This window comes from Micromonospora sp. C51 (assembly GCF_018070435.1).
Taxonomy (GTDB): Bacteria; Actinomycetota; Actinomycetes; order Mycobacteriales; family Micromonosporaceae; genus Micromonospora; species Micromonospora sediminimaris.
Genome location: NZ_JAGPXQ010000004.1, coordinates 241,658 through 256,793, shown reverse-complemented (window position 1 = coordinate 256,793; position 15,136 = coordinate 241,658). Strand labels below are relative to the sequence as shown.

13 protein-coding genes are annotated in these 15,136 nt (G+C 71.5%); 6 read left to right on the top strand and 7 right to left on the bottom strand.

Features of this window, described 5'->3' with window-relative positions; translation table 11 throughout:
• Positions 1-20: 20 nt before the first annotated feature.
• Positions 21-1,763: a DEAD/DEAH box helicase gene (locus KBX50_RS08100; RefSeq protein WP_210935948.1), complete on the bottom strand. Its 1,743-nt coding sequence runs from the start codon at positions 1,761-1,763 to the stop codon at positions 21-23.
• Positions 1,764-1,957: 194 nt separating this feature from the next.
• On the opposite strand from KBX50_RS08100, the gene KBX50_RS08095 reads away from it, so the two are divergent.
• On the top strand, positions 1,958-2,533 hold the full coding sequence (locus KBX50_RS08095; RefSeq protein WP_210935947.1) for a TetR/AcrR family transcriptional regulator: 576 nt from the start codon (positions 1,958-1,960) through the stop codon (positions 2,531-2,533).
• A 57-nt stretch (positions 2,534-2,590) separates the two neighbouring features.
• Here KBX50_RS08095 and KBX50_RS08090 read toward each other — a convergent pair whose 3' ends face one another.
• Positions 2,591-3,445 carry an alpha/beta fold hydrolase gene (locus tag KBX50_RS08090; RefSeq protein ID WP_210935946.1) on the bottom strand — a complete coding sequence of 285 codons (855 nt, stop codon included), beginning with the start codon at positions 3,443-3,445 and terminating at the stop codon, positions 2,591-2,593.
• A gap of 218 nt (positions 3,446-3,663) precedes the next feature.
• Between KBX50_RS08090 and KBX50_RS08085 the strand changes: the two genes are divergently transcribed.
• The 3 genes from KBX50_RS08085 to KBX50_RS08075 all read left to right on the top strand — a co-directional run bounded on the left by KBX50_RS08085 (position 3,664) and on the right by KBX50_RS08075 (position 7,122).
• Positions 3,664-4,620, top strand: a complete 957-nt coding sequence (locus KBX50_RS08085; RefSeq protein WP_210935945.1) for a DUF5715 family protein — start codon at positions 3,664-3,666, stop codon at positions 4,618-4,620.
• A 2-nt stretch (positions 4,621-4,622) separates the two neighbouring features.
• Positions 4,623-6,233, top strand: coding sequence for an asparagine synthetase B (locus KBX50_RS08080; RefSeq protein WP_210935944.1), 1,611 nt, complete (start codon positions 4,623-4,625; stop codon positions 6,231-6,233).
• 67 nt (positions 6,234-6,300) lie between these two features.
• On the top strand, positions 6,301-7,122 hold the full coding sequence (locus KBX50_RS08075) for a MerR family transcriptional regulator (protein WP_210935943.1): 822 nt from the start codon (positions 6,301-6,303) through the stop codon (positions 7,120-7,122).
• A 51-nt stretch (positions 7,123-7,173) separates the two neighbouring features.
• Here the strand turns inward: KBX50_RS08075 and KBX50_RS08070 are convergent, their stop codons facing one another.
• From KBX50_RS08070 to KBX50_RS08060, 3 genes are all read right to left on the bottom strand, one after another.
• Positions 7,174-8,397 carry an SLC13 family permease gene (locus KBX50_RS08070; RefSeq protein WP_210935941.1) on the bottom strand — a complete coding sequence of 408 codons (1,224 nt, stop codon included), beginning with the start codon at positions 8,395-8,397 and terminating at the stop codon, positions 7,174-7,176.
• A gap of 193 nt (positions 8,398-8,590) precedes the next feature.
• Entirely contained in the window at positions 8,591-8,812 is a 222-nt protein-coding gene (locus KBX50_RS08065; RefSeq protein WP_210935939.1) for a DUF2188 domain-containing protein, read from the bottom strand.
• A 134-nt stretch (positions 8,813-8,946) separates the two neighbouring features.
• Complete coding sequence (locus KBX50_RS08060) at positions 8,947-10,404, bottom strand: LVIVD repeat-containing protein (RefSeq protein WP_210935937.1); 1,458 nt, start codon at positions 10,402-10,404, stop codon at positions 8,947-8,949.
• 139 nt (positions 10,405-10,543) lie between these two features.
• On the opposite strand from KBX50_RS08060, the gene KBX50_RS08055 reads away from it, so the two are divergent.
• Positions 10,544-11,248, top strand: a complete 705-nt coding sequence (locus KBX50_RS08055; RefSeq protein ID WP_210935935.1) for a DUF305 domain-containing protein — start codon at positions 10,544-10,546, stop codon at positions 11,246-11,248.
• A 20-nt stretch (positions 11,249-11,268) separates the two neighbouring features.
• Here KBX50_RS08055 and KBX50_RS08050 read toward each other — a convergent pair whose 3' ends face one another.
• Both KBX50_RS08050 and KBX50_RS08045 read right to left on the bottom strand, forming a co-directional pair.
• Positions 11,269-12,531, bottom strand: a complete 1,263-nt coding sequence (locus KBX50_RS08050) for a nucleotide sugar dehydrogenase (protein WP_210935933.1) — start codon at positions 12,529-12,531, stop codon at positions 11,269-11,271.
• A gap of 105 nt (positions 12,532-12,636) precedes the next feature.
• A complete protein-coding gene (locus tag KBX50_RS08045; protein WP_210935932.1) occupies positions 12,637-14,001 on the bottom strand; it encodes a serine/threonine-protein kinase in 1,365 nt (454 codons plus the stop codon).
• Positions 14,002-14,506: 505 nt separating this feature from the next.
• Between KBX50_RS08045 and KBX50_RS08040 the strand changes: the two genes are divergently transcribed.
• Positions 14,507-15,136 (top strand): RNA polymerase sigma factor, encoded by a 630-nt coding sequence (locus tag KBX50_RS08040; protein WP_210935931.1) that lies wholly within the window; start codon positions 14,507-14,509, stop codon positions 15,134-15,136.

Genomic DNA, 15,136 nt, shown 5'->3' with positions numbered 1-15,136 from the left:
GCGCGGGAAGGTGACCGAGCTCAGCGGCGGTCGCGGCGGTCGCCGCCGTCGAATCGGCGCTCGTTGGGACGTCCCTCCCGGTCGCGGCGGACGGTGGCCTTACGGCCCTTGATGGTGCTGCCGCGCAGCCCGGCGATGACCTCGTCGGCGACGTCGAGAGGCACTTCGACCAGGGAGAAGCGATCAGCTATCTCGATCGAGCCGATGTCCCGGCCCCGGACCCCGGTCTCCCCGGTGATCGCGCCCACCAGATCCTGCGGGCGCACCCCGGCCCGCCGGCCCACCCCGATGAAGACCTGGGTGGTGCCGGCGGTGCGGGGCCGCGCCGGTCGGCGCTCGCCCCGGCCCTCGTACCCCGCCGACCGGCCCTCCCGAGGCGGGCGGACCGCGACCTGCGGGATCTCCTCCTCGGCCTCGTCGGAACCGGGCAGCGTCGCCTCGTGGGCCAGCTTCACGGCGGCGAGCGCCACCTCCATCAGGTCGAACTCGTCGCTGAGCGTCTCGACGATCACCCGGAACGGGTCCAGGTCGTCCTCCAGCAGGCTTTCCCGCAGCGCGGCCTGGGTCAGCTCCAGCCGACGGGTCCGTAGATCGGCGACCGTGGGGATCTTGTCGATGGTGATCCGCTGCCCGGTGACCCGCTCGATGGTCTTGAGCATCCGGTGTTCCCGGGGCTCGGCCAGGGTGATCGCCACCCCCTCCCGGCCGGCTCGGCCCACCCGACCGATGCGGTGCACGTACGACTCAGGTGCCGACGGCACGTCGAAGTTGACCACGTGGCTGAGCTGCTCGACGTCGAGCCCACGGGCCGCCACGTCGGTGGCGACCAGCAGATCGGCGGTGCCGGCGCGTAGCCGCCCCATCACCCGGTCCCGCTGCTCCTGGCTCATGCCGCCGTGCAGCGCCTCCGCCCGGTAACCGCGACCGTTCATCGTCTCGGTGAGCCGGTCCACCTCCTCCCGGCTGCGGCAGAACACGATCGCCGCGGTGGGCGACTCGACGTCCAGCACCCGCCCCAGCGCCGCTGGTTTGTGCGCCCGCGCCACCAGGTACGCGCTCTGCCGTACCCGGGGCGCCTCACCGGCCACCGGCTGCTCGCGGGCGATCAGGATGCGCACCGGATCGGTCAGGTGCGCTCGGGCCATCCCGTCGATACGCGCCGGCATGGTGGCCGAGAACAGCACCGTCTGCCGCTGCTCGGGGGTGTGTTCCAGGATCGCCTCGATGTCCTCGGCGAAGCCCATGTCGAGCATCTCGTCGGCCTCGTCCAGCACGACCGTGGCGAGATTGCCCAGCCGCAGCGTGCCCCGGGCGATGTGGTCCAGCGCACGACCGGGAGTGGCCACCACGACGTCGATGCCGGCGTCCAGCGCCCGCAACTGTCGACCGATCGGCTGCCCACCGTAGATCGGTAACACCCGCGCACCGAGGTCCTTGCCGTAGCGGTGGAACGCCTCGGAGACCTGCACCGCGAGTTCCCGGGTCGGCACCAGCACCAGCGCGTGCGGGTCGTCCCCCGCCCGGTCGTCGGGCATCCGCTGCAACAGCGGCAGGGCGAACGCCGCCGTCTTGCCCGTTCCCGTCGCCGCCTGCCCGAGCAGATCCCGGCCGCTCAGCAGCGGTGGGATCGCCTCCCGTTGGATCGGCGTGGGCTCCTCGTACCCGAGCCCGGCGAGCGCGGCGAGCAGTTCGGGTCGTAGGCCGAGTTCCGTGAAGGCGGGCGGCTCGGCGGACGGGTCGGGCAGTACGGGCGTGGAACTCATGGGTCAAGCCTTTCATCACCTCCCCCGAACTGCTGCGGCGACCACCCGAACATGTGCGCGGCGTCGCCGAGGGCGGTACCACCACGGACGTTGCCGTCTCGTCGACGGCTGTCCGGCATCGCGGGAGGCGGATCGCCGTGCGGACCTCGCCGCGACACCGCCACCGTTCCTGGACACCGCACTAGCATCGGGTCGTGACAGTCACCGCGCCGGTCGGCGGTCCGCAGGAGGCCCTCCTGCGACGGGTGATCGCGTACTTCGCCGCCAACGGTGTCGGCGACACCAGCCTGCGTACGCTCGCGGCCGAGATCGGGACCAGCCACCGGATGCTGATCTACCACTTCGGCTCCCGCGATGGGCTGCTCACCGCGATGGTCGAGGCCGTCTGGCGGGACCAGCAGGAACTGCTCGACTCGCTGCTGCGCGAGGCGGTCGATGACCCGTACGACGGCGCCTGGCGTTTCTGGGTCCGGCTCGCCGACGATCGGGCGTTCGCGCCGCTGTTCTTCGAGATGTCGGCGGCGGCGATGCAGGGGCACGCCTGGGCCAGCGCCTTGCGCACCTGGATCACCTTCTGGACCGACCGGCTCGGCTGGTTCTTCGAGGAGGTGGGCCACCCGCCCGCGCAGGCGCGGATCCAGGCGCGGATGGCGATGGCGATGACCCGGGGCGTCCTGTTCGAGTTGGCGCTCACCGGCGACCGGGCGACGGCGGACGCCACCATGGCGGCCTTCCTGCGTTCCACCCGGCCGATCAGCCGGGCCAGGTGACGCTCTGACGGCGGCGACGCGGCGACGCGTACGGTGCGTCCGGGGCAACGAACGGGTTCAGGGGTGCGGCCCGCGCACCTCGGTCGTGACGAACCGAGCGAGTTCCGCCGCGAGCCGGCGGGGCTGGTCCGCCGGCACCAGGGTGTAACTGTCGTCGATCTCGATCAGTCGGCCCCGGGGAAACAGCGCCGCCAGTCGGGGCCCGTGCGACGGGGGCATGAGCTTGTCCTCGCGGGCCCAGGCCACGAGGACCGGGCGGTCGAATGACGCCAACCGGTTCGGCAGGGCCCGCAGTTCCGCCTTCGGCGGGGTGGACAGCGCGAAGGTGCGTAGGTCCCGTCGGATCGCCCGGTCCTGCCGCGCCGGTCGGAACCAGGCGTCCATCACCTCGTCGGGGATCGGGTACTTGCTCATCCACCCCCAGGCGCCGGGGGCGCGCCGGAACCAGCCGAACCGTTGAAGCTGCATCGACAGCCACAGCGCACCGGGAAGTCGTGCGCTCATCGCCACCGCCTTGCCCGGCTTTCCGGGCGGGAAGTTGTCGAACGCCTCGCAGGCGACCAGCGCCAGACCGGCGATCCGGTCGGTCGGACCGTCGGCCACGAGAAACTGGATGCCACCCCAGTCGTTGGCGACCAGGGTCACCTCGCGCAGATCCAGCGCGTCGAGCAGTTCCCCGACGAGGGCGGCGACGCCCCGGTGGGTGACCAGTTCCGGCCGGTCCATCGGTCTTCGGTGGCTGCCGAGCGGCAGGGTAGGGCAGACGCAGCGCACGGTCGGACCGAGTTCGGCGACCACCCGACGCCACAGGCTCGCGTCCATGTTCACACCGTGCAGCAGCACCAGGACCGGCCCGTCGCCGCCGGTGTCGGTGTAGTCGATCGTCCCCGCGGTCAGGGTGATGGTCGGCATCGACCGTCCCTCCCGTCCGTCGACCGCACCCCGCAGCACGGTCGTTGTACCGAATGGTACAGCGACGCCGCCCGGTCCGTGTACCGTCCGGGCGGCACGCGCCGGCCGCGTGGTCTGCCACGCCTTAGGGGGATACAGGAGTATTACTCGTACTCATCCGGATTGGTGTAGTTACTTTCTGTCACAGGCGACCGTCACGGCGGCAGAGAGGACCGATCATGCGAGTGCCCAGCCGAAGCCCGGGACACCGACCCGGTCTCCCCGTCACCCCGGCCCGCCGACGCCCACCGGGCACCGTGCGCCCGGTCACCGCGGCCCCGCCCGACCTGGCGGCCTACCGCGACGCCGTGGCCGAACTGTTGGTCGAGGTGAGCGCGCTCGCCGGGGTGAGCAGCGCGAAGGCTCGTCAGGTGCTGATCGACCAGCGGCTGCGGGAACCGGCCATCATGCAGGTGCTCGACGCCACCTCCCAGGGGCTGATCGGAGCCCGCGAGACCCTCCTGCTCGAGATGGCCCGGTACCAGCCGAACGAGCGCAGTTCCGCCGCCGACCTGGCCGCACTGGTGCGCATCTACCTGCTGTCCCGCATCGACGTGATGTGGTGGCGCGACGCCGCCACGTTCCTCACCGACGCGGAGGTCGACCACAGCGCCGAACTGGTCGACCTGGAGTGGTTGCGGCGGCGAGGGCTGCTGCGGTTCCAGTACACCGAGCAGCCCCGCACGGTCGTCGGCCGGGGCGTACGCGCGCTGCGCCGCCGGGTGCTGCCCGACGCCACGCCGCGCACCGCCGGGTTGCTGTTCCGCCGGTCCCGCCGTGAGGTGATCGCCCTCCTCAACGACATCGGTCGCGAGTTCGCCGCGGCCACCCCGGCGGGCACCCCGCCGCTGTGGGTGACCAGCCTGGTCCGCAGCGCCGAACACCAGTACCGGTTGCGCCGCCTCGGGTACGCCGCCATGGTGCCCAGCGGCCACTGCCTGGGCTGGGCGGTGGACGTGGAGATGGAGTGGTACCGCCGCTTCGGGGTCCGGGACACCCTGGCCGGGCTGCTGCTGCACCGGCAACGGTCGGGCGAGATCAACGTGGTGGACGAGGGCCAGGCGTGGCACATCTGCCTCGCGCCGTCGGCGACGCTGCGGCTGCGCCGGGCGTACGAAGCCGAGATGGGGAGCTGACCGTGTGCGGGATCATGCTCAGCATCGGCCCGGAGGCGGACCCGGCGATCTTCCGGCGGATGCTCGGCACGCTCGCGCCACGGGGCGAGGTGACCGAGACCCGACACGAGAGCGGTCTGCTCGCCGGCACCCGGCGGTTGCGGGTGGTGGATCGTGAGCGCGCCGTGCAGCCCTGGGTCTCCGCCGACGAGCGGTGGCTGCTCTGCTACAACGGCGAGGTCTTCAACCACCATGAACTGCGGGCGGAGCTGACCGCCCTCGGTCACCGGTTCCGCAGCGCCAGCGACACCGAGGTGGTGCTCGCGGGGTTCGAACACTGGGGCGAGCAGGTGGTGACCCGGTTGCGGGGCGAGTACGCCTTCGTCGTGGTGGAACGGGCCACCGGACGCGCGTACCTGGTCCGGGATCCGCTCGGCGTGAAGCCCCTGTACTGGGCACGGACACCGGGGTGCCTGCACCTCGCCAGTGAGGTCAAGGCGCTGGTCCGGCTGGGCGCGCCGGTGCGCGAGGTGCCGCCGGGGCACCACGGTTGGGCCGACGCCGACGGTCACCCGCAGCTGCGACCGTACGTGGACCTGCTCGCCCTCGGCGCGGGCCGGCCGGTGGTGGCGGACCCGGACGAGGCCGCCCTGCTCGTCCGTGCCGCCCTCACCGACAGTCTCCGGGTGCGGCTGGACACCGATCTGACGGTGGGCGTGGTGCTCTCCGGCGGGCTGGACAGCTCGCTGGCGCTGCTGCACGCGGCTCAGCTGCACCCGGACTGCGTCGCCGTCACCGTCGGGGTGCCGGAGAGCCCGGACCTGGTGTACGCCCGGCGGTTGGCCAGGGATCTCGGCGTGGCACACGAGGTGGTGGAGCTGCGCCCGCGCGACATCCGGCTCGCCGACGTACGGGAGGCGATCCGGATCTCCGAGCTGACCGAGTACGGCGACATCATCAACGCTGTCGTCTCCGTGCCGATCTTCCGGCGGCTGCGGGAGTTGGGTGTCAAGGTGGTCCTCACCGGAGACGGCTCGGACGAGCTGTTCGGCGGCTACCCCATGTACCACGAGGTCGGTCCGGAGGCGTCCCGGCGACTCTTCCTGCACAAAATCCGCAACCTGTGTCGGACCGAGCTCCAGCGGGTGGACCGGACCAGCATGGCCTTCGGCGTCGAGGCCCGGGTGCCCTTCCTCGACCTCGCGCTTGTCGAGTTGGCGATGCGCTTGCCGATCGATTTGAAGCTACGTGCCGGCCAGGAGAAGTGGATCGTCCGGCGGGCCTTCGCCGACGTGCTGCCCGACTACATCCGACGTCGGCCGAAGAACCCCATGTCGTACTCCTCCGGGCTGCACGAGCGGGCCCGGTTGTACAAGCCGCTCTTCGCCCGCCTGCACCGCTCGTTCGGCTACCACCTGCTGGAGCCGGTCCGCCGTGACTTCGACAGCGTGCTGATGCGCTGCGGTAACGACCTGGACGCCGCGCTCGCCGCCGGTCGGGCGAGGCCCGACTACACGGTGCTCGAACACGCCCGGGACCTGGTCGGTGCGGCGAAGTGGAACGCCACCCCGATCATGCGCCGGCTGGTGTCCCCACGTCGCAACCGCGGCGACGAGGCCCCGCTTCCCGGCTGAGATGTTGTCGGCCGTGGTGGCCCAGGATTGACTCTGACACGGTGTCAGCGCCGATCGTGGGGGAGCCATGTTCACTATCGGAGACTTCGCCAGCCTGGGCCGGGTGTCGGTCCGGATGCTGCGGCACTACGACAGCATCGGGCTGCTACCGCCGGCCGCCGTCGATCCGCACAGCGGCTACCGCTACTACACCGCCGCCCAGCTGGGTCGGCTCAACCGGGTGATCGCCCTGAAGGAGCTGGGCCTGACCCTGGCCCAGGTGCGGGCGATCCTCGACGAGGCGGTCGACCTGGTCGAGCTGCGAGGCATGCTGCGGCTGCGTCGGGCCCAGTTGGCGGCCCAGGTGGCGGCGGACACCGCCCGACTGTCCAGCGTCGAGGCGAGGCTCCACATGATCGAGACGGAGGGTCGGATGACCAGCCAGGATGTCGTGCTCAAGCAGGTGCCGTCGATCCGGGTCGCGGAGCTGAGTGCCGTCGCCCGCAGCTACGACCCCGCGGACATCGGTCCGGTACTGACGCCGCTCTACCCGGAGCTCTTCCGCCGGCTGGAGGCCGCCGGGGTCAACCCGGCCGGTCCGGCGGTGGCCTGGTACGACCAGGCCGCCGACGGCGACGGCGTCGTCGTGCACGCCGGGGTGGGGATCGAGGGCGGCCGGGAAGCGGTCGGTGGCATCACCGTGGTGGAACTGCCGGCGATCACGGCGGCGACGACGATCCACCACGGCCCGATGGACACGGCCGACCGCAGCCTGCAGGTGCTGGCCCGCTGGATCGAGGAGAACGACTGGCGGACGGACGGCTACGCGCGCGAACTCTACGTGGAGTACTGGCCCGAGGAGGCCGACAAGGGGATCACCGAGTTGCAGCTACCGGTGCGTCGGGCCTGAGCCGAGCGGCGTGGCCGGCTGACCGGCCACGCCGCTCCACCCCGATCAGGGTCAGCCGGTGAGCAGCAGGGCACCGACCGCGGCGAGGGTGCCGAGCACCGCGACCACGGCGCTGGTCACCAGGAACCGGGCCACCGGCACCCGGACCCGGGCGGCCCGGCATCGTTCCAGCCACAGCAGCGTCGCCAGCGACGCCCAGGGCAGCGCCAGCGGTCCCACGTTGGTGCCGATCAGGAGCGCCAGCAGTCGCTGCCGTTCCCCGGCCGGCAGCACCACCTCGCCGGCCAGATAGGCCGGCAGGTTGTTCACCAGATTGGCCAGCAGGGCGCCGGTACCACCCGCGCGCAGCGCGCCGAGCACCCCGCCGTCCGGCCCGATCAGCCCGGCCACCAGGTCGTTCAACCCGTGCCGACCGATGGTCTGGATCACCAGGAACAACCCGGTGACGAAGAGCAGCAACCGCCAGGGGGCCAGCGCGTACCGCAGCGTGCGGGGCGAGCGGAGCGCGAAAGCGAGCACCAGCAGACCGGCGGCGACCGTCGAGCCGAGGCCGACCGGTACGCCGGCCAGGATCGCGCCGACGAAGAGCAGGCAGCCGGCGAGCGCGGTGCGGTACAGCACCCCGTCGGGCGGGCGGTGCGCCGCCGGCGCCGGGAACCGGTTGCCGGGCGGCCGGGCCGGCCGCCACCAGCAGTACCAGAGCAGCACCGTGGTGACCGCGAGCACGGCCAGTTGCGGCAGCCACATCAGGCTCGCGTACGTGAGCGGGTCCAGGCCGATCCGGTCCGCGGCGAGCAGGTTGGTCAGGTTGGACACCGGCAGCAGCAGGCTGGCCGTGTTCGCCAGCCAGACGGTGGTGACCGCCAGCGGCGCCACCGCGGTGCGCAGGGTGGCCGCCAGGGTAAGCAGCACCGGGGTGAGCAGCACGGCGGTGGTGTCCAGGTTGAGCACGACGGTGGTCACCGCGGCGAAGCCGACGCAGAGTGCGAACAGCGCGGGCCAGCTGCCGCCGGCGGCCACGGCCAGCCGGGTGGCGAGCACGTCGAAGACGCCGGCGGCCGCGGTCAGTTCGGCGAGGACCACCACGGTGCCGAGGAAGAGCAGCAGCGGCAGGATCCGGCCGAGGGTAGCGGCGGCCTCGGGGCGGGGCAACAGCCCGGTCGCGACGCAACCGGCCCCGACGACGGCGAGCAGGACGGCGATCGCGTCGAGCGGGTGGGGTCGGCGGCCGGGCGGTCGGATCGGGGCGGGCGGGGCAGCCCCGGCAGTCGTCACGGTCGGCCATCCTGACACGCCCGGCGTACCCCGCCGGTCTCAGTGTCGTCGCAGGTGACGGCCGGCACGGACGGCGGCGGCAGCGGTGCCGCGGCGGCGGTGGGGGACGCTGGCGACGGCGACCCGCGACGGCGGCCTGTCGACAGCACCCGGGGTGGATGGTGTCGACAGGCCGCCGCTGGGTGTCGCCCGGTCAGCCGGCGGGCGGGTACGGGTCGTCCTGGTAGGTGTACTCGGTCTCGATCTTGCCGTCGGCCGTGTGCACCACGAGCTGGCTGGGCTCGTTGCCGTGTGCCGTCACGCGCCCGGCCTCTACCGCCCGCTGCTTCGTGTCGTACGTCCCGACGACGGTGCTGCCCTGCTCGACCTTCCAGCCGGCGCCGTCGGGCACCACGTGGTACTCGTTGCGCGTCATCTCACACCCCTTCCCTGCGTGACGGACGTGGTACCCGGGACAGGCGGGAGGAAACGCGACAATCGATGCGGCTGTTACGCGGTCGGGCCCGGCCACCCGTACGGGGGTGACCGGGCCCGGTCGGTGCGCTGGTCCTACCAGCTCAGGTAGCTGGGCTGAGTCTGGACGTTCAGCTCGCGGAAGTGGGCCAGCTTGGCCGTCCACGTCCGCCAGTCGTTGAGCGCCAGCACGTCGAGCCCCTTCTGGATGTCGGAGGAGTAGATGTGCCCGTTGTAGTAGTAGGCCGACCAGGAGCCGCCCACGATCAGCTGGCTGTCCGACAGCGGGCCGCGCTCCCAGTAGCCGATCTCCTTCGGCTTGCGGGAGTTGGTGAAGTCCCACACCGAGACGCCGCCCTGGTACCAGGCCTGGACCATGATGTCCTTGCCGAGGACGGGGATGAGCGAGCCGTTGTGGGCCACGCAGTTCTCGGTGTCGCCGTTGGTGCGGGGGATCTTGTAGTAGCTGCGGAACTCCAGCTTCCGCTGGTCACCCCGACCGGTGATGTCGTAGATGGCGTTGGCGCCACGCTCCGGGCCGACGGTCTCGTTGCAGGTGGCGCCGCCGCCACCGCCCAGCTCGTCGGTGAAGACGACCTTGGTGCCACGGTTGTTGAAGGTGGCCGAGTGCCAGAACGCGAAGTTGGTGGTGTCCCGCACGGTGTGCAGCACCCGCGGCGCCTCCCGCTTGCTGATGTCCAGCAGCACCCCGTCACCCATGCAGGCGCCGGCGGCGAGGTCCTTCGTCGGGTACGCGGTGATGTCGTGGCAGCCCGTGGTCGCCGAGCCGCCGGTACGACCCTGGTAACCACCGTCGGGGAAGAGGTTCGGCGTGGCGACCACGGCCGCGTCGGTCGGCTTCTTCAGCGGCACCTTGACGATGCTTATCGAGTCGTGCGGCGGCTGGCAGTCCGGGAAGGCGGCGTTCGGGCTGTACGAGGAGACGTACAGGTAGACCGACTTCTTGTCCTTCGCCGGTACCAGCGTGTGGGTGTGTGAGCCGCAGGCCGTCTCGACCGCCTTGACGTACCGCGGGCTGGCCTTGTGCTTGATGTCGAAGATCTTGATGCCCTCCCACGATTCCTTGTTCGTGGCGGACTGGGAGGTGCTGCTGCACGAGTCGTCGTTGCGGGACGAGTCCGTCGACAGGAAGAGCAGGTCACCGTAGACGGAGACGTCGTTCTGCGCGCCCGGGCAGAGCACCTGGGAGACGATCTTCGGCTTGCTCGGCTTGGCGACGTCGTAGATGACGAAGCCGTCGTAGTTGCCGACGAAGGCGTACCTGCCCTGGAAGGCGATGTCGGTGCCGAGCGCCGCGGTGGTGTCGAAGGGCGCCTGCTTCGGCAGGTTGGCGATCAGTTTGAGGTTGGGGCTGCTGGCAATTTCGTCGACACCGAGCGGTGCCTGGACGGCTGCGGCGGACTCGCTGGCCGCCGACGAGACCGTCTGTGCGTTGCCGGGCGAGGCAACGGCGATGCTGGCGAGGAGGAGCCCGGTGGCGGCCACACTGACGATACGCAGTTGCCGCCCCCGTGGCAGGGTCAATCCGACCATCGGCGACGCCCTTCGAGAGGGTAGTGACGTTGGCCGTACCCTACTCGTAGATGAGATTCGTCGATGTGATCCAGCTCACATTCTACGTCCAATGTGAATGGTTACGATCGCAGCGACCTCGACCCGGAGGAGGTGTGGCATGACCGCCCGACGCGGAAGGCTACTCGCCGCCGTCACATCGGTTGCCGTGGCGCTGGCCGCCGGAGCCTTCGCGTTGCGGGGAGTGTCCGCATCGGACGATCCGGCCCCGGCAGCCGCCACCGCGTCCGCCACCGCCAGCCCCGCGCCGGCCCCGGTGGACGCCTCCGCGCCACCGGTCATCGTGCCGGGTCGTCCCGGTGAGGAAGCCGTCGAACGCCCCGCCGACGAGGTCCGCGACGACGCGCCGCCGCGCTACAACGGGCTGGACACCTGGTTCGTCCGGATGATGATCCCGCACCACGAGCAGGCGCTGGAGATGGCCGAGCTGGCCACCGACCGGTCCGCCGCGCCGCAGGTGCGTGCCCTCGCCGACCGGATCCGAGCCAGCCAGGGTCCGGAGATCGGCGTGCTGCGGGCCTGGCTGACCGCGCGGGGCCTCTCCGCCGGTGTCGACGGGCACGACCACGCCACGATGCGAGGCATGCAGTCGGCAGAGGCGATGCGCCGGCTCGCCGCCGCCCGGGGTGCCGAGTTCGACCGCCTCTTCGTGCGGATGATGACCGATCACCACGAGGGTGCCGTGGTGATGGCGACCGACGTGCTGAAGGTGGGGGTCGACCTGACCGTGGAGCAGTTCGCCACCTCCGTGGCCAGCGAGCAGTCCGTCGAGATCGCCCGGATGCGCGACCTGCTGCCGTCCTGACCGCTTCCCTGTACGGCTGATCAGAGGCGTTCCACGGTGGGGCCGACGCAGCGGTTGCGGGTGTCGAAGACGTATCGGGCGTGCCGGACCACGAGGTCGTAGTCGAACACGTCGTGGTCGGTGACCACCACGACACCGTCGGCCTCGCGCAGCTCGCGTTCGGTCAGGCTCACCGTCAGCACCCCGTCGGGCAGGTGGTGCGCCTCGGCGTACGGCTCGACCGCCCGGACCTCGGCGCCGAGTTCCCGCAGCCGCCGGGCGACCTCCACAGCCGGCGAGTCGCGCATGTCACCGGTGTTGCGCTTGTACGCCAGCCCGAGCAGCAGCAGCCGGGCATCCTTGACCGCCCGGCCGGAGCGGTTCAGCCCGGCCATCACCCGCTGCGCCACGTGTTCGGGCATCTCGTGGTTGACGTCGTTGGCCAGCTCGATGAACCGGAACTGCCGGCCGAGGCGGCGCTTGACCTGCCAGGAGAGGTAGCAGGGGTCGATCGGCAGGCAGTGCCCGCCGACGCCGGGCCCGGGCCGGAACGGCATGAATCCGAACGGCTTCGTCTCGGCCGCCTCGATGGCCTGCCACACGTCGATGTCCAACTGGTGCGAGAGCATCGTCAGCTCGTTGACCAGGGCTATGTTGACCTGCCGGAAGGTGTTCTCGATGAGTTTGGTCAGCTCGGCGACCCGGGTCGAGTCCACCGGCACCGTCCGCTCCACGAGTCGCCGGTAGAACGAGTCGATCCGGGTCAGCGCGGCCGTGTCCACCCCGGAAACCACCTTGGGGGTGTTGGCCAGCCGCCAGGTCGGGTTGCCCGGGTCGATCCGCTCGGGGCTGTACCCGAGGTGGAAGTCCCCGGGGCTGCGCAGCCCGCTGGCCGCCTCCAACAGCGGTCGGAGCAGCTCCTCGGTGGTGCCGGGGTAGGTGGTGGATTCCAGGACCACCGTGCAGCCGGGCCGCAGGTACGGTCCGATCCCCGTACCTGCCTGCTCCACGAAGCTCAGGTCGGGGGTGCCGTCACGAAGCGGAGTGGGCACGGTGATGACGCAGATGTCGAAGTCCTTGGCATCGGCGTACTCGGTGCTCGGGCGGTACCGACCGGTGGCCAGCGCACGGCCGAGCCGGTCGGCGGGAATGTCCGACACGAACGACTCGCCCGAGGCGAGGCGCTTGATCCGGTCGGCGTCGACGTCGAGGCCGACCACGTCCAGACCGGCCTCGACGGCCTGCATCGCCAACGGCAGACCGACGTAACCCTGGCCGACGACGACCAACTTCTCCACGCTCACCCGAACTCCCGAACAGTAGGAGATAACTGCTGGTGAGGAGCCTAGAGCGCAGTGTGGTGCCGTACGTCCGTTTCGGGGATTTAGAAAGGTCGAGGCCGGTGAGACTCAGCTCTCGCCCTCGCCGCTGCCCGGCGGCTCACCGTCCGGCGGCGTGGTGGGCGTGGACGGCGTGGTGGGAGTCGACGACGCCGGGCTGCTGGGCGTATCCGTCGGCTCCGGATCGGGGCTGGACGCGGTCGGCTCCGGCGACGCGGGTTCGCTCGACTCGCTGGGCTGCGGCGAGGACGGCTCAGGCGACGGAGACTCGCTCGGCCGGGTCGTCGAACCGGCCGGACGCAGCGACGGCGCCTGCGCCGGTGCGCTCTCCTGCGGGCTCGGTGGCGCCGCTTCCTCGTCGGTGGACTCCACGGTCGGTGCGGTGGTCGGCAGCTTGACCGCCGGGGTGTTCGCCTCCTGGGTGGCGCCGAGCGCCGCGCCGAGCGCCGTCATCCCGACCAGCACGGCGGTCAGCGCGCCCACCAGCTTGCCGCGACGCCGACGGCCCGGCGGCGGTGCGTCGACCACCGGCAGTCCGGTGCGCGTGTCCGGCCCGGCGTCGCGCAGCGCCGTGGCCGCCGGGACCACCGTGGTGGGCAGAGAGCCCTCGGAGACGGCTGCCCGTGCCGCCTCCGCCATCGCCGCCGCGCTGCTGAACCGGTCGACCGGGTCCTTGGCCAGAGCCCGGTCGACCAGCACCCGCACCGCTTCCGGGATGTCGTGGGGCAGTTCCGGTGGCGGGTCGTCGAGATGCCGGACGGCGACCTGGAGCGGGTTGTCGCCGGTGAACGGCGGACTGCCGGTCAGGCAGCAGTAGGCGACGGCACCGAGCGCGTACAGGTCCGTCGCACCGGAGACCGGCCGCCCGGCGGCCTGCTCGGGAGCCATGTACAGAGCGGTGCCCGGCACGGCGTTCGTGCTGGTGATGCTGGTGACGTTCGTCGAACGGGCCACGCCGAAGTCGACCAGGACGACCGTGCCGTCCTCCTGGATCAGCAGGTTGCTCGGTTTGACGTCGCGGTGCACGATCCCGCCGACGTGCGCGGCGTGTAACGCCTGGGCCGCCTGTGCCACCACCGACATGGTCAGGCCGACGTCCAGGCGGCCCTCGGCCTCGATCCGCTTGGACAGCGGCTGACCGGTGACGAACTCCATGACCAGGTAGTCGGCCCGGCCGCCGTCGGGCAGATCGTCCTCACCACAGTCGTAGACCTGCACGATTCCCGGGTGCCGCAGCGCCGCCATGATCCGCGCCTCGGCGCGGAACCGGGCGATGAAATCGGGGTCGGAGACGAGCGAGGGCAGCAGTACCTTGACCGCGACCTGCCGTCCGAGGATCAGGTCGGTCGCCCGCCAGACGTCGCCCATGCCGCCCGTGGCGACACGCTCGTCCAAGCGGTACCGACCGCTGAGTACGACCTCCGAAGACAACACGGCATTACCGTACCCACAGCGAGCGCGAACGGCGCGTCGGCGGGTCGGGCCGAACCGATGGCCGACCCGTAGTCCGAATCGACGGAGCCGTCGACCGGGGACCACGGTTGTCCCAGGGTGACCATGACGGCACAGGGCGCCACATTGTCGCCGGCGTCGGTCCGGTCCGCCTGTCCGCAGCGTCCTGGGCCCTCGCCGCGTTACGGCGAACCGCGGTTGCGCAGGTAGACAATTCTCACTGCGGGTGTACCCGGCACATCCTGTCCGGCGGCGACGGCGCTTCGAAACGTCAACCCCACCCCGGCCGGCTGGGACTGACGCGCGGTCAGGTTGTGGTCCTCGGCGTTGTCGGCAAGAATCCGCTACCGGGCCGCACGAGCCCGGTTCGTTCAGGTTGACGGGGGTGGGGTGCGGAGCGAGGTCCGGGACGCGGAGTGGGCCGAGTCGACGCGCGCCGCCGCTCGGTGGGCCTCCCAACATCGGCCGCTGGGTCGGCGGTGCGACCGTGACCGGTGAACTGGACCCGTTGGTGACGGCCGCCCGCGCTGGTGACGAGGACGCCTTCCGTCACCTCTACCGCAACCTTCAGCCCGGGCTGCTGCGCTACCTGACCGCCCTGGTCGGTGCGGACGCGGAGGACGTCGCGTCGGAGACCTGGCTGCAGGTGGCCCGCGACCTGCCCACCTTCACCGGCGGCGAGTTTCGTGCCTGGGCCGTCACCATCGCCAGGAACCGGGCCATGGACCACCTGCGCCGGCAGCGCCGTCGCCCCGCCGTGTCAGTGCCCGTGCAGGAACTCAGCGAGTTGGCCGGGGATGCGGACACCGCCGAACGGGCGGGCGAGAGTCTCGGCACCGAGGCCGCGCTCGCGATGATCGCCAGCCTGCCGCCCCGGGAGGCCGAGGCGGTCCTGCTGCGCGCCGTGATCGGGCTCGATGCCGAGACCGCCGGGCGGGTGCTCGGCCGTCGGGCCGGCGCGGTGCGTACCGCCGCCCACCGTGGCCTGCGCCGGCTGGCCGTGCTGCTGGACCAGCGAGCTGCGAGCACCGCACTCGACGACGTCCCGACCGGGGCCGACATCCGGGCCCAGCGACGAGCCGGCCTGCCGCCGCAGGCCGAACCGGTGGACGGCTGA